The organism is Sphingomonas qomolangmaensis, assembly GCF_024496245.1.
Taxonomy (GTDB): domain Bacteria; phylum Pseudomonadota; class Alphaproteobacteria; order Sphingomonadales; family Sphingomonadaceae; genus Sphingomonas; species Sphingomonas qomolangmaensis.
The window spans coordinates 1,588,100-1,602,419 of record NZ_CP101740.1 but is presented as its reverse complement, the minus strand read 5'-3'; the positions used below and the strand labels follow the sequence as shown (position 1 = coordinate 1,602,419).

14 protein-coding genes are annotated in these 14,320 nt (G+C 62.8%); 4 read left to right on the top strand and 10 right to left on the bottom strand.

The annotated features are described in order from the left end of the window. Positions 1-72 precede the first annotated feature (72 nt). From NMP03_RS07550 to NMP03_RS07505, 10 genes are all read right to left on the bottom strand, one after another. Entirely contained in the window at positions 73-1,806 is a 1,734-nt protein-coding gene (locus NMP03_RS07550) for a hypothetical protein (RefSeq protein ID WP_256507868.1), read from the bottom strand. After that, entirely contained in the window at positions 1,803-3,512 is a 1,710-nt protein-coding gene (locus tag NMP03_RS07545) for an Hsp70 family protein (protein WP_256507867.1), read from the bottom strand. Before NMP03_RS07545 ends, NMP03_RS07550 begins: the two co-directional genes overlap by 4 nt. Before the next feature lie 189 nt (positions 3,513-3,701). After that, the gene (locus tag NMP03_RS07540) at positions 3,702-4,214 is read right to left on the bottom strand and encodes an SRPBCC family protein (RefSeq protein WP_256507866.1); all 513 of its coding nucleotides are present in this window, start codon (positions 4,212-4,214) and stop codon (positions 3,702-3,704) included. Next, on the bottom strand, positions 4,198-4,470 hold the full coding sequence (locus NMP03_RS07535) for a hypothetical protein (protein ID WP_256507865.1): 273 nt from the start codon (positions 4,468-4,470) through the stop codon (positions 4,198-4,200). Before NMP03_RS07535 ends, NMP03_RS07540 begins: the two co-directional genes overlap by 17 nt. Positions 4,471-4,549: 79 nt before the next feature. Further along, entirely contained in the window at positions 4,550-5,059 is a 510-nt protein-coding gene (locus tag NMP03_RS07530; RefSeq protein WP_256507864.1) for a DUF6932 family protein, read from the bottom strand. Beyond that, the gene (locus NMP03_RS07525; protein ID WP_256507863.1) at positions 5,038-7,149 is read right to left on the bottom strand and encodes a peptidase domain-containing ABC transporter; all 2,112 of its coding nucleotides are present in this window, start codon (positions 7,147-7,149) and stop codon (positions 5,038-5,040) included. The genes NMP03_RS07530 and NMP03_RS07525 overlap by 22 nt, the downstream gene beginning before the upstream one ends. Further along, positions 7,146-8,474, bottom strand: a complete 1,329-nt coding sequence (locus NMP03_RS07520; protein WP_256507862.1) for an HlyD family secretion protein — start codon at positions 8,472-8,474, stop codon at positions 7,146-7,148. The genes NMP03_RS07525 and NMP03_RS07520 overlap by 4 nt, the downstream gene beginning before the upstream one ends. Next, positions 8,464-9,222: a GNAT family N-acetyltransferase gene (locus tag NMP03_RS07515; RefSeq protein ID WP_256507861.1), complete on the bottom strand. Its 759-nt coding sequence runs from the start codon at positions 9,220-9,222 to the stop codon at positions 8,464-8,466. The genes NMP03_RS07520 and NMP03_RS07515 overlap by 11 nt, the downstream gene beginning before the upstream one ends. 123 nt (positions 9,223-9,345) lie before the next feature. Continuing rightward, on the bottom strand, positions 9,346-10,806 hold the full coding sequence (locus tag NMP03_RS07510; RefSeq protein ID WP_256507860.1) for a radical SAM/SPASM domain-containing protein: 1,461 nt from the start codon (positions 10,804-10,806) through the stop codon (positions 9,346-9,348). A 72-nt stretch (positions 10,807-10,878) separates the two neighbouring features. Beyond that, the gene (locus NMP03_RS07505) at positions 10,879-11,652 is read right to left on the bottom strand and encodes a Cys-every-fifth RiPP peptide CefA (protein ID WP_256507859.1); all 774 of its coding nucleotides are present in this window, start codon (positions 11,650-11,652) and stop codon (positions 10,879-10,881) included. 384 nt (positions 11,653-12,036) lie between these two features. Between NMP03_RS07505 and NMP03_RS07500 the strand changes: the two genes are divergently transcribed. The 4 genes from NMP03_RS07500 to NMP03_RS07485 are packed head-to-tail and all read left to right on the top strand — an operon-like array spanning position 12,037 to position 14,204. Next, positions 12,037-12,438: a hypothetical protein gene (locus tag NMP03_RS07500; RefSeq protein WP_256507858.1), complete on the top strand. Its 402-nt coding sequence runs from the start codon at positions 12,037-12,039 to the stop codon at positions 12,436-12,438. Further along, positions 12,435-12,857 (top strand): Ig-like domain-containing protein, encoded by a 423-nt coding sequence (locus NMP03_RS07495; protein WP_256507857.1) that lies wholly within the window; start codon positions 12,435-12,437, stop codon positions 12,855-12,857. The genes NMP03_RS07500 and NMP03_RS07495 overlap by 4 nt, the downstream gene beginning before the upstream one ends. Further along, entirely contained in the window at positions 12,854-13,156 is a 303-nt protein-coding gene (locus tag NMP03_RS07490; protein WP_256507856.1) for a hypothetical protein, read from the top strand. The genes NMP03_RS07495 and NMP03_RS07490 overlap by 4 nt, the downstream gene beginning before the upstream one ends. Next, positions 13,125-14,204 (top strand): S41 family peptidase, encoded by a 1,080-nt coding sequence (locus NMP03_RS07485; RefSeq protein ID WP_256507855.1) that lies wholly within the window; start codon positions 13,125-13,127, stop codon positions 14,202-14,204. The genes NMP03_RS07490 and NMP03_RS07485 overlap by 32 nt, the downstream gene beginning before the upstream one ends. The last annotated feature ends 116 nt before the right edge of the window (positions 14,205-14,320 follow it).

Genomic DNA, 14,320 nt, shown 5'->3' with positions numbered 1-14,320 from the left:
GAACGCCCATAGCCAAACTTTCCACTCGCCTTCCAACGGACTGAAGGCCGAGCTTGAGGACAGCGGTGACTTTCAAACCCCCGTCAGCCGTATTCTGCGCAGTAAGATCGCGCCGATCTTCACAAAGCTGAAAGCCAGGAGATACAACATCGCCGACAATGTAAGCCTGCCGAGCCCTTCGCCGGCGTGAGCGCGAAACGCCGGCAAGCAGATGAAGAAGAATGTTGCTGCCGAACGCAATGGCCACTCGAGCCAAGCGAGGTAGATTGGGGTGGAAGCGAGGACAAGATGTTGGGAAAGAACCGCGAGTGGTACGCTGACGAGCAGCACAGGTCGTGGATCGGCGAATAGGCCCAGGATAGCGGCGGTGGTGCCGCCGATCATCAACCCGATAGACACCCCGTATAGCGTCAGGCGCTGCCGCTCGGGGGTGTCTCCCAGGTAGAGCGCCCATGAGTGCCAACCGCGGCTACCGAACCAGCAGCATAGTACCAGCGGAGCAGTCAGCTGGAGCGCAATGGCCCAGGGCACCTCGACGAGGATGCAGGCAGAAACGATTGCCGCGCCGATTGGAAAAGACCTTCGGTCCCATCGGCTTACTTCGTCCTCCCATTGCGGCGGTGCGCAACGCAGATAGGCTGTGATTGCCAGCGTGGCCGAGAGTAGCACGGAAGCGACCGCGTGAACCCTGCCCGGACCGACAGCAGCGAATAGCAGCGGAGAACCGAATATGGCAGCGCTGAGCAGCGGCAGGTGCACATAGACGCCCAGGGGCGCGTCCTGTTCGTGCAAGCGATGCGCGGTCCGCTGAAGCACCACAGCGGCCCGGAGGAGAGTGTAACTAAGCGCTATCGAGCCGAGCAGGGCCACGATACCCAACGCGTCGCTTGTGCCAGGGGGCAGCAGGGCGACGGCAATTGTCGTGAACAGCAAGGATCCTACCAGCAGCAATTTCCAAAAGTGCGGGGGTAGCAGTCGGGACGAGATGTAATTCTGCCACCAGTCCAGATGAGGCCCCTCCAGATCCTTCTCGATGGTAGGATGCCAAGTCTCGATAAAGGATAGCAGGTCGGAGACGTCCTTCACGAGCTGTTGTTGAAACGGACCAACGCGCGTGCGGGCTGGGCCGCGAAGCTCGCGCAACGCCCGATGATGTGCATGCGATGGGTCGCCCATGGCAGCCAACTTTTCTCGGTCCGCGGCCCGATCGAACACCGACTGCACGGCATAGCTTTGCGTTGCGCTTTGTTTGCAGTCCCAGCCGAAGTGCTTGATGGCGGGCGCGAGCAACGGGTCCGAAGCAGGGATCGAAGCAATGATCGTGTCGGCCAACCATTGCTCGGTCGCCGACGCCGTATCGATGTGCTCCAGCTCGCGGGCACCCAGAATTTCACATCCCAGCCGTGCGACCTTAGCGGGATCCGCGCCTTCCTCGAACAGCAGCAGGTCAAGCTGCAGCATTGCGGTTCCTAGCGAGCCCTCGATGATCGGTGGCGGCATGCGCCCAAAGTCATATGGCTCTTCCCACTGCTCCTGCACAACCCAATCCGTAGGCTCCGCTGCATCCTCCTGTTCGCGCCCATCGCCGGTCAGCGGCGTGGTCGCATCATCATCGTTATCTTCCCACCAGGGCACCTCCACGCCCCATTCGAGCGCATTGTCGAGCGCCTCACGAAGGCGGATGAATGCCGCAGGGTCAGCATCTACATCGATCCCCTTGAGGACGTGGCCATAGGCTCGCTTGATCTCGCGCCGGTCGTCGGTCGCGGCAATGCCAAGCAATTGCCAATCGTCGGCAACACTCACAGGAACTGCTCACCCTCGAGCTCGTCCAGTGCACGGCCGATGTCTTCCCTCACGGTGGCGATGGTATGCGCGTCCTGGCCGTGCAATGCGGCTTCGAAGCGGAGCAGCAATGAACCTACATAAGCCCGCTGCTCGCCCAGGAAGCTTTCGTAGGAGCGTCGCGCACGCGCCAGCAAAACCGCATTCTGGCCGTTCTCGCGCGGATGTACCTTGAGCGCGGCAAGCCTCTGGCGGCGCTTGGCGAAGGCCTCTTCATCTTCATTCTGGTCGTCCCCCAGGATAACGATCTGCCGGGTAGCACCGGTCTTGGGAACCGTGACGTCGACTTCCAAAAGACCGCTCGCATCGTAGCTGAAGCGGCACTCCACGCTGACTTCCCCCGCGCGATGCTGCGGAACTGGCACATCCAGTTTGCCGAGAAGGATGTTCTCCTCCACGGCGCGAGCCTCGCCCTGATAGATTTCGAGTTCGACACGACGTTGTCCGTTCTGCAAGGTCGAAAAAGTTTCGACGCGGCTCGCGGGAACGACGGTGTTTCGCTCGATAATGGGTGCAAAGATACCTGACCTGAGGGTCCCGTTTGGAAGCCGTTCCGAAGTAGCTACGCCGAGCGTGAACGGGCAAACATCGGTGAGGCGGATCTCTTCGAGTTCGGCCATCTTGCCCCTGAGGGCACCTTGGATGGCAGCGCCGAGTGCCACGGCGTGGTCGGGGTGCACGCGACTCGCTGGGAAGCGCCCGAACATGCGCGTTGCCGCCTTTCTGACGACCGGCATGCGCGTCGCACCGCCCACCATCACGATTTCACTGAGTTCCTCCACCTTGGTCCGGCCGTCCCGCAGCGACCGAATGACCGGTTCGCGCAGGCGAGCCAGCAACGGCTCGCAGCGTTGCTCGAAGTCGGCAGCTGTGATCTTCACATGGTGGCTCGCGCCCTCCCAGACCAACGAAATGGTCGCGACGTCACTCTCGCTGAGCTTGCGGCGTGCGCGCTCGGCAGCGTCCCTCAACACAGCCTGAAGCACCATGTTCCCGCTTGCTTCCCAGTCGAGCTCGCGAATCCGTTCTGCCGCCATGACCATCAGTACGGCGTTGAAATCTTCACCCCCTAGCCGGTTGTCTCCAGCCGATGATCGGACCTCAATCACCCCCTCGAATATTTCGACCAGCGATACGTCGAAAGTGCCGCCCCCAAGGTCAAAGACTAGGAAGGGTTCCTCGACTCCAAGCTCATGTATGCCATAGGCCAACGCCGCAGCAGTCGGCTCGTTGATCAGGCGTTCCACCGAGAATCCGGCCAACTCACCCGCGCGCCGCGTCGCCTTGCGCTGCTTGTCGTTGAAATATGCAGGAACGGTAATAACTGCCTTGTCGGCCTTCTCGCCCGTGAAATTCTCCACGTCTGCCTTCAGGCTACGCAAGATGATGGCGGATAGCTCTTCGGCTCTGAATTCTATCGAACCAAGGCTGAGTGGCGCCGCCGTTCCTATCGCCCGCTTGAACAGGGTTCGCGCGGTGGACGGCTCGTTCACCTGGCGCTCACGCGCCGCCAGACCCGTGACAATGCTGCCGTCCTCCGCCAACGCGACGGCGGAAGGCGTGAGAAAGTCTCCCAAGCTGTTTGGAACGAGGACCGCGGCGCCATCCTTCCAGATCGCGGCAGCGCTGTTGGTAGTTCCAAGATCAATACCGACGATCACCGGCACCGACCCAACCGTGGCTCAGGGATGTATGCCAAGAATATTCCTCCGCTATGCGGGGGGTATCAAAACGAAATCGTGCAACCATTACAAGGGAGCGCGCGATGCTGGCTGCGAACTGATGGGTCGAGAGATGCGCGGACGTCGGCGAGACGCGCCTAATTCTCCAAACGCAGACGCCCCCGGCGAGCCTCTCTACCCGCGCCACTCGCGCATGCTGGAAAGCAATTCGTCGAGCTGCTCCAGCTGTTCCGGCAATGCTGCCGCCGAGCCCTGTAATGCTTCCTCGAGCCCCTGCTGGGAGGGATAGATTTCGTGGAACGTCATCAGCGTCTTCTCGCCCTGGTCCTCGAAGGTCACGGTCGTGATCGCGCCTTCGTCGCCCTCGTCGTTGGTCCAGGCGATGCGCTCCCCCGGCACCACCTCGAGATACTTGCCGTAGAAGGCGATGCTGTCCGAACCCCCAGCGCCGAATTCGAGCCGATATTTGCCGCCGGCACGGACGTCCATATCACACGCTGTGAGCGCGACGCCGGTAACCGATTTCGGCATCCACCAACGCCGGAACAGCTCGGGCTGACTCCATGCTCTGTAGACGATGCCGGGTAGCGCATCGAACGTTCGCGTTATGACGAGTTCGCGATCTCCTATGCGCTCGATCGACGTGGCGCCCGGCGCCTCGCCTGCACGGCTAACTTGGCTGTCCATCGCCTTGCTCCTGTTTCATTTCGCTGGTGATTTCATCCGATGCATCGAAGCGAGCCTCAGACAGCTTGCGGTGCGTGCGTCTCGATTCATGCCGCCTCCGCAGCGAGGCCGCGATCGCCGAGCTTGCAGATACGCTCGCGTCCGAACTTTTGCGTGACGACGAGCCCGGCCCGAGCTCATCGATGATCCCGCGGCGGGTCGCATCGGACAGCGCGGCAAAGGAGAGGGCGAAGCGAGAATTTGCATACTGAGCCATATGGTTCGATATCTATGCCGCTCGTACGAAGCCCAAGCACACCGGCAATAATTGGCGCTTCAGTAGAGTGGCTTGGCGGCTATATCACCCAGATGTAGGCCCGGTGCAGGCCATCGCGACGGCTTGAAAAATAGTTACCGATCCTCAGCAGTGCTAGCGCGTTGCCGAGCGCGTCATCCGATAGACACACGGTGATGGCGTCGATTTCATAGGTCGCTTTCGTGAAATCGGGATCGAACAGCAGAGGCATGGCTTCTTCATCGATGGAATCGACGATGTTGGCGAGATCGATATCGCCGGGTTCCTCCGTGTCGTCGACGAAGCTGCCGGATATGATCTGCAATAGCGGCGGATGCGAAAGCGCGCGCGCGGCAGTGATGTAGCGCTGCAAATTGTCGAAGAGTTCGCATCGTCGGGCGGAAAAGGTGAAGCGCTCCCGGATCCCGGACAGTGTCAACGGGTACGGCGCCAAAAGCATCTTGTGGCGGCCGGTATGGCTCTGAACACCGATCACCCTCCCCTCGACGAAGTGCAGATCGGGAGCGACTCGGGCGGGCGCCCGGGCACTTATGCGGCGAGGCGCAGGCATCGTCCGGTCAACTCCAAAACGCGATCGGCGGCGCGGATAGTCTCGGGTCTGTGAGCAACGACGATCCGCGTAACGTCGAGCTTGCGGATGGCGGCGTTGATGGCGGCTTCGCGCGCAATATCGAGATGCGAGGTCCCCTCGTCCATGATGAGTATGCGTGGTTGTCGATACAGCGCGCGAGCGATCAATATTCGCTGCTTCTGGCCGCCGGAAAGCAAAGAGCCCATATCGCCGATCAGGCTGCCTAACCCCATCGGCATCGCGGCGACCTCTTCCTCGATTGCCGCGGCGCACACGGCGGCTCGCACGCGTTCCATATCGGGGTCGCTGGCAAACAAGGTGATATTGTCGAGCAACGTACCGGCGAAGAGCTGGTCGTCCTGCATCACGAAACTCACTTGCGCCCGGATCGGTCGCGGACCCCAGGTCGCCAGCGGTTTCCCATCGATCAGAACCATTCCGGATGTCGGCTGCGATAGCCCGATCAACAGGCGCAGCAAGGTGGATTTGCCTCCACCCGATGGCCCGGTGATCGCGACGAACTCGCCCGCCGCGACGCTGAGATTAACATTGTCTAGGATCAGCGGGTCGAACCCGGAATAGCGGAAGCTTACGTCGCGCAGCTCGACGTCGCCGCGGATAACTTCGCCTTCCAGCGCGTGTTCGTCGATTTTCGCTTCGCGCGGCGAAGTCACGATATCCGCGACGCGCTCGAGCTGTACGTCCAGCAGCGTGAAGGTGATTACCTGCTCGGTGAACGCGGTGACGCGCGAAGCAAATAGTTGCTTATAGGCGATGAAAGCAGTGAGGACGCCGATAGTTAGCTCTCCAGCCAGCACCATACGCGCGCCCAGGAAGATGATGATCGCATCGCCAAGGCCGGCGATGAGCTGGTTGATCGCGCCGGTCACCTGAAGGATGTTTCCGCGCTTGACCTGCGCGTTGATGTTGGACGCCGCGCTCGACCGCCAGAAATCCTCCCGCGGAGTTTCGGCGGCGTTCACCTTGATCGTGGCGATCGCTCGCAGCGTTTCCAAAAACCGGGTCTGCTCGCGCGCCTCTGCGGCGAGCGCCATACCCGCAGCGTTCCGGCTGGCACTGAGCGACAATAGCCGGATCAATACGGGTAGCGTCACGAACATCAGGACGCATAGCGCCAAGGGCAAGCTGTAAACCATCATCAGCGCCGCTGTTGCCAACGACAGAACGCCGTCGATTATACCTGTCACCGCGCCGGACCCCAACGCCTGTTGTATCGGCAGCAGCGAGCGAAATCGTTGCTGTAGATCGCCCACCTGCCGCTTCTGAAAATAGCTGAGTGGCAACCGGACAAGATGGTGAAAGACCGCGGAATTCATGTCGAACGCAAGCAACTGGGTGATGAACTGCACCGTCAGGCCACGGATGAACGAGGCGATTGCGACGAAGCAAGTGACTGCGATGACCGCCAGAAGCAGCAGCACCAAGATATCGCGGTCGCCCCGCTGCAGCCCCTCGTCGATGACGAGCTGCATGTAGACCGGAACCGCGAGGAGCGCCGCCTGCATCAGCAGCGACAACAGCAGCGCCTGCGCGAAAGAAAAGGCCAGCGTCGGGCTTATCCGCAGCAGTTTGCGCAGGCTCAGCGCTGGCTCGGATTGCTGGCGCTGAAAGTGCGGTGCGGGGGCCATCTCGATCGCCACGCCCGAAAAATGGGGGGATGCCTCCAGCATATCGTAGGACCGTAAACCCGACGACGGATCGGCGATGAACAGCTTGCGTCCGCGGACCCGGTGAAGGACCACGAAATGCCCGAGATCCCAGTGGACGATCGCCGGCAACCGAAGCTTAGCAAGGTCCTCCAACTCGCATCGCACGGTGCGGGTGCTCATCCCCAGCCGGTCGGCGGTAAGTGCAAGGTCGCGCGCGGTAGACCCTCGTACCGACATCTCGTGGGTCCGACGCAGCTCGCTGACCTCGACACGCAGGCCATGGTGGTTCGCGATCATGGCGATGCAGGCGAGCCCACATTCGGAGGTCTCCGCCTGCCGAATCAGCCGAAAGGAGTTGAACAGGCCGAAGTCCAACCACGGCGACGGCTCGATCTTCATTGCAGCCGTCGTGAACTGGAAAGGACGGGGTCGATCATCCATTCGAAAATGCTGCGCTTCTCCAAGATAAGATCCGCCTTCAGCATCATTCCGGGCCGTAGCGGGTGCCGCTCGCCAAAGGCGTCGATCGTCTGCTGCGCAAGCGCTACCCGCACGAGATAGACCGGCTCCTTTTCCGATTCCGCGAACACCGGATCGGCCGGTGTGACGGGACCTCGGGAAACGCTGACCACCGTGCCTTGGCCGACACCGAATTTCTGAAAAGGATACGCCTCGTACATCAACCGCGCCGGCTGCCCGGCGAGGACAAAGCCGACGGCCCTAGACGGAATGTACAGGTCAGCCACTAGCGGCACATTCTCGGGCAATAAGGTGAGGACGGGTTGGCCCGGATCGGCCCGCATACCGACGGTCAAGCGTAGGCCGCTGACGCGCCCGCTTACCGCGGCACGCACCCTGAAACCACGGTCCTGCGCCGCTGACAACTGCCGTTCACGCAATTGCGTGGCGGCCATCTCCGACTGCGCCTCCTCGCCCGACGCTCTGGCACGCAGTCTTTGTGCGTCGAGCTGATAGCCGGCGCGCGCCTCCTCGGTCTGCACGAGCTCGCTCGCGAGTTGCGCCTCTTCCAGCCCCGCGAACAGCGCCGCGTCTTCTCGCCGGTAGAGCTCCTGCCGGCTAAGGAAGCCCTTTTCGACCAACGGCCGCGCAGCCTCTACCTGCTTCTCCGCGTTGATGCGGCGTCGAGCGGCCAAGGCATGGCGCACCCGCAGCCCCTGAATCGAGGCTTCACCCGCCTTCGCACGTTGCTGGACGCTGGCTAATTCGGCCATCGTCTGGGCAACCCGCGCGCCGGCCTCGAGGCGAGCGATGCCGTCTTGCGCTTCCAGCACCGCCATCGATTCATTCGCGAGCGTGCGGCCGTCCAGCAAGGTCGACTCGGTACGGACGTCGTAGAGAGGATCCCCGGCACGGACGAGCTGGTTTTCGCGCACGTGGATCTTGGCAATGATTCCCGATCGGTCGGTGGTGGACAAGACCGCGCCTTCCACCGGCCGAAGCGCCCCGGCAACCGTCTCTTTTCGCGCAAAACTGCCGAAAAACAGGAACAACGCCACCACCGCGAAGCCGGTGAGCAGCAGCAGAGAAACCGCCGACCACGCCGGCGGCGCGATCGCCAACGGACGCGGTTGGCTTATTTCATGGCGCCGGCGCAGCGCCTCCGCGCGGAACAGCCCGACCTCGTTCGCTTCGGGCGCGCGCCGGGGGATACGCCGTCGCGCCACCACCGTGTTACCGCTCTGGCCCCCTGGTTCAACCGGCATGGGCGGATTTCGGCATGGTGAGGGAGAAAGGCGCCGAACACCCCCACCATTGCGCAAATTCGGGCGCCCAGCGGTTCAGGAACGCGAAAAAGGGGCCGTGATCCTCGGTCGTCGCGAACGTTACCGTTGCCCAACCCTGCTCGGCGACCATCGCGAAATAGCGCCGCCACAAGTCGAACACCGCTCGCCGGGCACCGCCACCTTGTTTGAGGAAGCTGCTGGAGACCCGTAGCCAGCCTTGGCCCATGTCGTGCGCAACTATCCAGCCCGCCAGTGCGCCGCCATGGCGGATTTCGACGGTCGCTGACGCGCAACACGGGCGGCCATCGGTCGCCAGCGGGATGAATTTCGACGGTGCGAGGTCGGACGGCGCCCACCAGGGGTCGGGCCGGTACGACCACGGCATGAGCGTCCAGTGCGGCACGGTCCGGATGCGGCGCGCGGCGAGCGCCGCAGCGACACGCTCGGGCTCGGCCTTGATCGTCACCGTCGCCAGGCCAGCGCGAGTCCAGTCGCGCCCCCCTCCGCCGGTAAGCAGGCCTATCGGGGTATTTTCAGAAGAGAGTGGCGCGATCACCTCGATCCGCTGGGCTCCCGCATCGTGCACGGCTGCCACGAAGCAATCCAGCAAGCGTCTGCCATGCCCCGCACGCCGCGCGGGCGCTGCGACTGTGAGCGACAGCAAGTGCGCGCCGCTGCCCGCGATGTAGCCCAGCGCCAGCCCTATCGGCGCGTCGGCGCGATCCACTGCTCCGATCGCGATGACATCGCGACGGCCGTTGCAAAGCCGACCGACGAAACTGGGATATGTCAGCGTCGCGAAGTCGGGGCGTTGAGCGGCTGATAGATGGCAGTAGCGCACCACTGCCCGTCAGGCCATTTCGAACGCAGCGATTCCGTCGAGCCGCATCGCTGCATTGCCAACCGATGCGGTACTTTGACGCTCGCCGGTTATGCGGCCGGTGGGGCGGTTCGTGCCCGAGATGCCATCAATCCAGTCGCCGCGTGTGACCAAGCCTTTCTGCTCGGCGCGGAGGAACATCCGCTCGGCGACGTTGAACTTCCAGCTGGGGCAGGGCAGCGACGATTCACCCGACTGCTGATCGCTATGCACCGTCTTGAACGCGCAAGCCCCCGCGCACATCGGCAAGATGCGGCACTCTCGGCAGACATCATTGTCGAACGGTGTCCACGCCGCCCAGCGCGTCGCGACCGCGCTTTTGTTTGCGGCTGCCATGTCGAAGATGTTGCCATGCCTAAGCTCGGGCTGATTGACGGTTTCCCAGCATTTGTGGACGTCGCCGGTCGGTGTCACCACGATGCTGCGTGGCCGCACCGCCTGGCATAGCCCCATGAATTTGCCGCCCGGCGGCGCGAGCGCCAGGCCCAGGCGGGCCGCTTCGCGCGCGACGTCGATCTCGAACGCGGCGTACGCCTCCTTTTGCAACGTCGAGCTGTGACAGCTCGCGCAGTCGATCGTGGTAGCCTCGACCGGCGCGAAATATACCGACAACCGCTTGCCGAGCCCAAGGCCGCGTCGACTCAGGTCGGCGAGCATCTCATACACCGCGTCGCAATTCGTCATGTCGACATTGACGCGGATCGAGACGGGCAGGGTGGAATTATCGGCGACGTCGCACAGATTGTCGAGAATGCGTTCGTAGCTTCCCCTGCCCGACAGCAATGGCCGGCGTTCGTCATGCATCGCCGCCGGGCCATCCAGCGTGACCTGGGCGATGCTCACCCCGGTTTCGGTCAGCTTGCGGGCAAGCTTGCTCGTCAGCAGATATCCATTGGTGATGATGAAGCTCGAGCGGCTGGCGCGCTTTTCCTCGCAGAGATCGTCGAAGCGCGCGGCCAAATCGAACAGCGCCTCCTGGCCCATAAGCGGCTCGCCACCGTACCAACCGACCGACAAGTGGCCACCGGGTAGCACCGTTTGACGGGCATATTCGACAATTGCCTCGCGTACCGGCGCCTTCATCTTGGTGGATGGCTTCACCATGCCCTGGAAACAATAAGAGCATGCAAGATTGCAATAGAGTGTGGTGCACACCGTAATCTGCAACGATTGTTCCGACAGACGCGAGGCCATGTATTCGCGTTCGATTCCGGCAAGTTCGTCCTGTCCGTCGAACACCGCGAAGCGGGACTGGAGGAACTCGCTGGCCGCCGCGTCGGTCACCGCCAATTCGCCGCGATCGATCATTTTCCAGGCGGCGACGTCATCGGCATCCCAGAGCGCGAAATGCTGTGAGGCGCTGTTATAGGCAAGCATCCGATCGCCGCGGAGCGGAATGGTGAGCGTGTAGCGTGATGGTGCTGCTCGCATGATCGCAATTCCCCCTTGCCGATCTCGTGCATTAGCCGAAGCGGCGCATTCCGGTATTCCTGGCGGCCAGCCTCAGACGAACGGCACGCCAGGGATGAAATCGATCAGGCAGGCATCGACCGCGCAGGCATCCGCGCCACAGATCGCTGCGCCGCACGCATCCGCGCCGCAAGCCGCGGCGCCGCATAGATCCTGGTAGCAAGCGTCCGCGGCGCACCCTGCCGCGCCACATCCCGCGGTACCGCAGGCGTCGGCACCGCAAGCCGCGCCAATGCACCCATCGGCGGCACACCCGCCGCCGCCGCCGTAATCGGCCCCGCAGGCCGCGCCGGCGCAGCCGTCGATGCCGCAACCTGCGCTGGCGCAATAATCGCCCGCGCAGCCGTCATAGTTGCTGCGGCAGCCCACCACGAGAATATCGCCGCCGCACCCGGTATCGCTCCAACATCCGTCTCCAGACCTTCCCTTGCCGCCAGCGACGCTGGCGAGTTGGTGATCGGACAATTCGCGCCCGACTTCGGCTCCTAATGTCTGCTGTCGCTGCTGTGCGGCGCTCGACGCGGCCATCACCTTGAACAACGTCATGCCGCCAAAAGTCTCGCGACTTGTTACTAACCGCGCGGTGGGCTCGCCGGTCCAGCCAGCTTCGACCTCGACTTCCTCGCTGTCGAAGCTGACGGTATATTCGCCCGAACCGACGATGTGGAACTGGATGCGTTCGCGGCCCTGCAAGTTGCCGACAAACGCCTCTTCGAGCAGATAGCGGAACACGAACGGGGTAGCTTCGGACACATGCACCGAGGCGCGACCAGTGTCAGCTTCGTAGCGAAGCCGGGCCCGATCCAACGAATCGCAATCGAAGCGGAAGGAAGCATCGAACCGTTCCAGAGCATTGATGTTGTCAGTCTGCAGGTCTCCTCCGGCATAGGCGGCTCGAGGATCGCGAATCTGCGCGGCGACTTTGCGAGGAGCATCGATCATTCGCATAACTTTCCCCTAAATGACATGAATTTGACAATATCATCGCGACGAGTGGAAGGGATTCCTCTCGCTTTCCAGGAAAACGCTACTTACATTGGATTAAATAGTTCACTTAGAAGATCGCTGCGCATAAGAGCCAGTAAATACGAGAGGCCGCGCAATCAATTCAGTACCAATAGATCGCAAGGTTGACAGCGGTCACGGGGTCGTGTCAACTGCTAGTTGTAAAGATTAGGGAGAAGGCGAAAAATGACTGACTCTCTTCAGGCGGGCCTAGACTCGTACGTCAGCGACTGGATTGTGCGTGGCGACAATGATCTAAGCAACAGGCTCCCCCCGGTGGTGACCGCCGTGAGCATCCCTACCGGCACCCGCAACGTCCCCCCGGGGCCGTGCGAGTTGCGGATCACGTTTAGCGAGCCGATGGCCGATCAGTCCTGGAGCGTGATCGAATATGGGCGCGACTCGATTCCGAAGATCGACGGATTGCCGCAATTGAGCGCCGAAGACACCGAACTTAGCCTGTCGTTGGTGCTGGAACCCGGTCGCATCTACGCGTTCTGGCTGAACAACAACGCCCATTTCAATTTCAAAGATCGCAGCGGTACGCCGCTGGTGCCGTATCTCGTCGGGTTCCACACCGCGCCATGATACTGCCGGCGAGCGTTCTTGCCTGCGTCGCGCTCGGGATGGCGCCGGTCGTCGTGAACGGTTTGCCGCCATTCGCCGCGTTGCAGGGGACCGTCGGAACGCCCCCTCGCGTCGTCGAAACGACGCCTCGCGACGGCGCCGTCGCAGTGCGGCCGGGCGATTTGCTCGTGCGCGTCGTGTTCGATCGGCCGGTGCGGCATGGAAGCTATTCCATCACCGACGTCTCCGCCACCACTCCGCTCGAGGTCACGGCGCCGCCGCGCCTGTCGCGCGACGGACGGGTGTTCGAACTGCGCGTGCGTGTCGCGCCTGGCAGGCGCTACGGCTTCTCCGTCAACAACCCGCGGTACCAGAACTTTCGAGGTCTGGACGGATCCTCGGTCGCGCCGCACCGCGTCGTATTCGTGACCCGACAATGAACGACGAGAACATCGAGCGCTCGGGCGAGGACCCGGCGCCCGACACGCCGGGATCGGGCCGCAGGGCCTGGTTTATCTATAGCGTTATCCCGGGCCGGTTCTCCGCCGCGCCGGCCAGCATCGAGGGGTGGCTAGTGCTATTGGGCCTGCCCGCGATCAACTTGCTCTTTCTTCTTGGCATGCGATCGCTGCTCGGTAGCGACTCGGTGTTGTTATTGGTGATCGGCCTTCTATCGCTCGCGGCGACGCTGGTAACGATCTTCACGATTGCGCGAATCCGGGGCCGGCCACATCGTTAAGCGCGGCTTCAGCGCGGCGTGCGGCCTGGGCTTGGCTCTTATTTGTGCTTTCCCACCGGATGCGGATGCGTCGGATCGAACACGGTTTGATTGGCCCAAAGTCGCCCGGGATGATCTCAACGCTGCCTACCGTCTTCTCCGCGACAACCATCCAGCCGCGGTGGTTTTGCTGGGTGACCTCGAGTTTCGGCATACATTGCGATCGGCGCGACAAGAGGGCTTAGCCCAAGCAGCGTCCGTCGTAGACGAAACCGCCTATCGACGGCTACTTTCACGATTTGTAGCCCGGTTCGGCGACCCGCATATCGGCTTTCGGCGCTGGCCGCCGGTTTCGCGGTCGCCCGAAACCTCGTCGCGGGGGGCAGCGCTGACGAACGACGGGGATAGGGTGGTGATCAGGCTGCCGGCCCTAAATGGCGACGGCGCGAGGGTGGTGGACGACGCCGGACGTCGGGTGCAGCGGCTCGCGGGGGCAGGGCAGATCTTGATCGACCTTCGCGGAAACCGTGGCGGCGACTCGGCGATCGGTGATCGATTGGTGCGACTATTGTTTCCGGCGACCGACCCCGCGGCGCTGGTCGCCGTTGCCGAACCCAACTGTCCGATCGCGTGGCGAGCGTCGCCCGGCAACGCCGCCGCCATAGAAGTACTTGCCCACAAGCTCGCCGAGACAAGCGACATGCGCGCCGAAATGCTCGTGATGGAAGCGCGACTGCTGCGGCGCGCGCACGCCCGCGGGCAAGCATTTGCCATGGCCCTGCCCGCCCGCTGCCTCAACCGCCACAAGTCGCCATTACCCCGAGCGCCGATAAGCGATCGCATTCGCGTGCTGACCGACGGCGCATGCTTTAGTTCTTGCCTAATACTGGTCGAGCGGTTGCGCTTTCAGGGCGCCAAGCAGGTCGGCACGGCGACCGCCGCGGGAAACTGGTATATGGATGTCCGCGCCCAGCCGCTTCCGTCGGGGCTCGGCGACATCACGATGCCGCAGAAGGTGGATTTGCGGCGGTCGCAGAGGATCGGGCCCTTTGTCCCTGACCCGAGTTGAGCGGAAGGTGACTGCCTGCGCGCTGCTGGCTGGCTCACGCGCTTCTGGATCGCGTCCAGCACCACGGTGGCGGCGTCGCCGGCGCCGATCCCGGCGGCGCCCATCCGGAGCGTCGC

Coding starts and splice junctions, on each gene's coding strand:
- NMP03_RS07510 (WP_256507860.1), bottom strand. CDS start 10,806: ATGCGAGCAGCACCATCACGCTACACGCTCACCATTCCGCTCCGCGGC.
- NMP03_RS07530 (WP_256507864.1), bottom strand. CDS start 5,059: ATGCCTGCGCCTCGCCGCATAAGTGCCCGGGCGCCCGCCCGAGTCGCT.
- NMP03_RS07525 (WP_256507863.1), bottom strand. CDS start 7,149: ATGAAGATCGAGCCGTCGCCGTGGTTGGACTTCGGCCTGTTCAACTCC.
- NMP03_RS07520 (WP_256507862.1), bottom strand. CDS start 8,474: ATGCCGGTTGAACCAGGGGGCCAGAGCGGTAACACGGTGGTGGCGCGA.
- NMP03_RS07500 (WP_256507858.1), top strand. CDS start 12,037: ATGACTGACTCTCTTCAGGCGGGCCTAGACTCGTACGTCAGCGACTGG.
- NMP03_RS07535 (WP_256507865.1), bottom strand. CDS start 4,470: ATGGCTCAGTATGCAAATTCTCGCTTCGCCCTCTCCTTTGCCGCGCTG.
- NMP03_RS07495 (WP_256507857.1), top strand. CDS start 12,435: ATGATACTGCCGGCGAGCGTTCTTGCCTGCGTCGCGCTCGGGATGGCG.
- NMP03_RS07490 (WP_256507856.1), top strand. CDS start 12,854: ATGAACGACGAGAACATCGAGCGCTCGGGCGAGGACCCGGCGCCCGAC.
- NMP03_RS07540 (WP_256507866.1), bottom strand. CDS start 4,214: ATGGACAGCCAAGTTAGCCGTGCAGGCGAGGCGCCGGGCGCCACGTCG.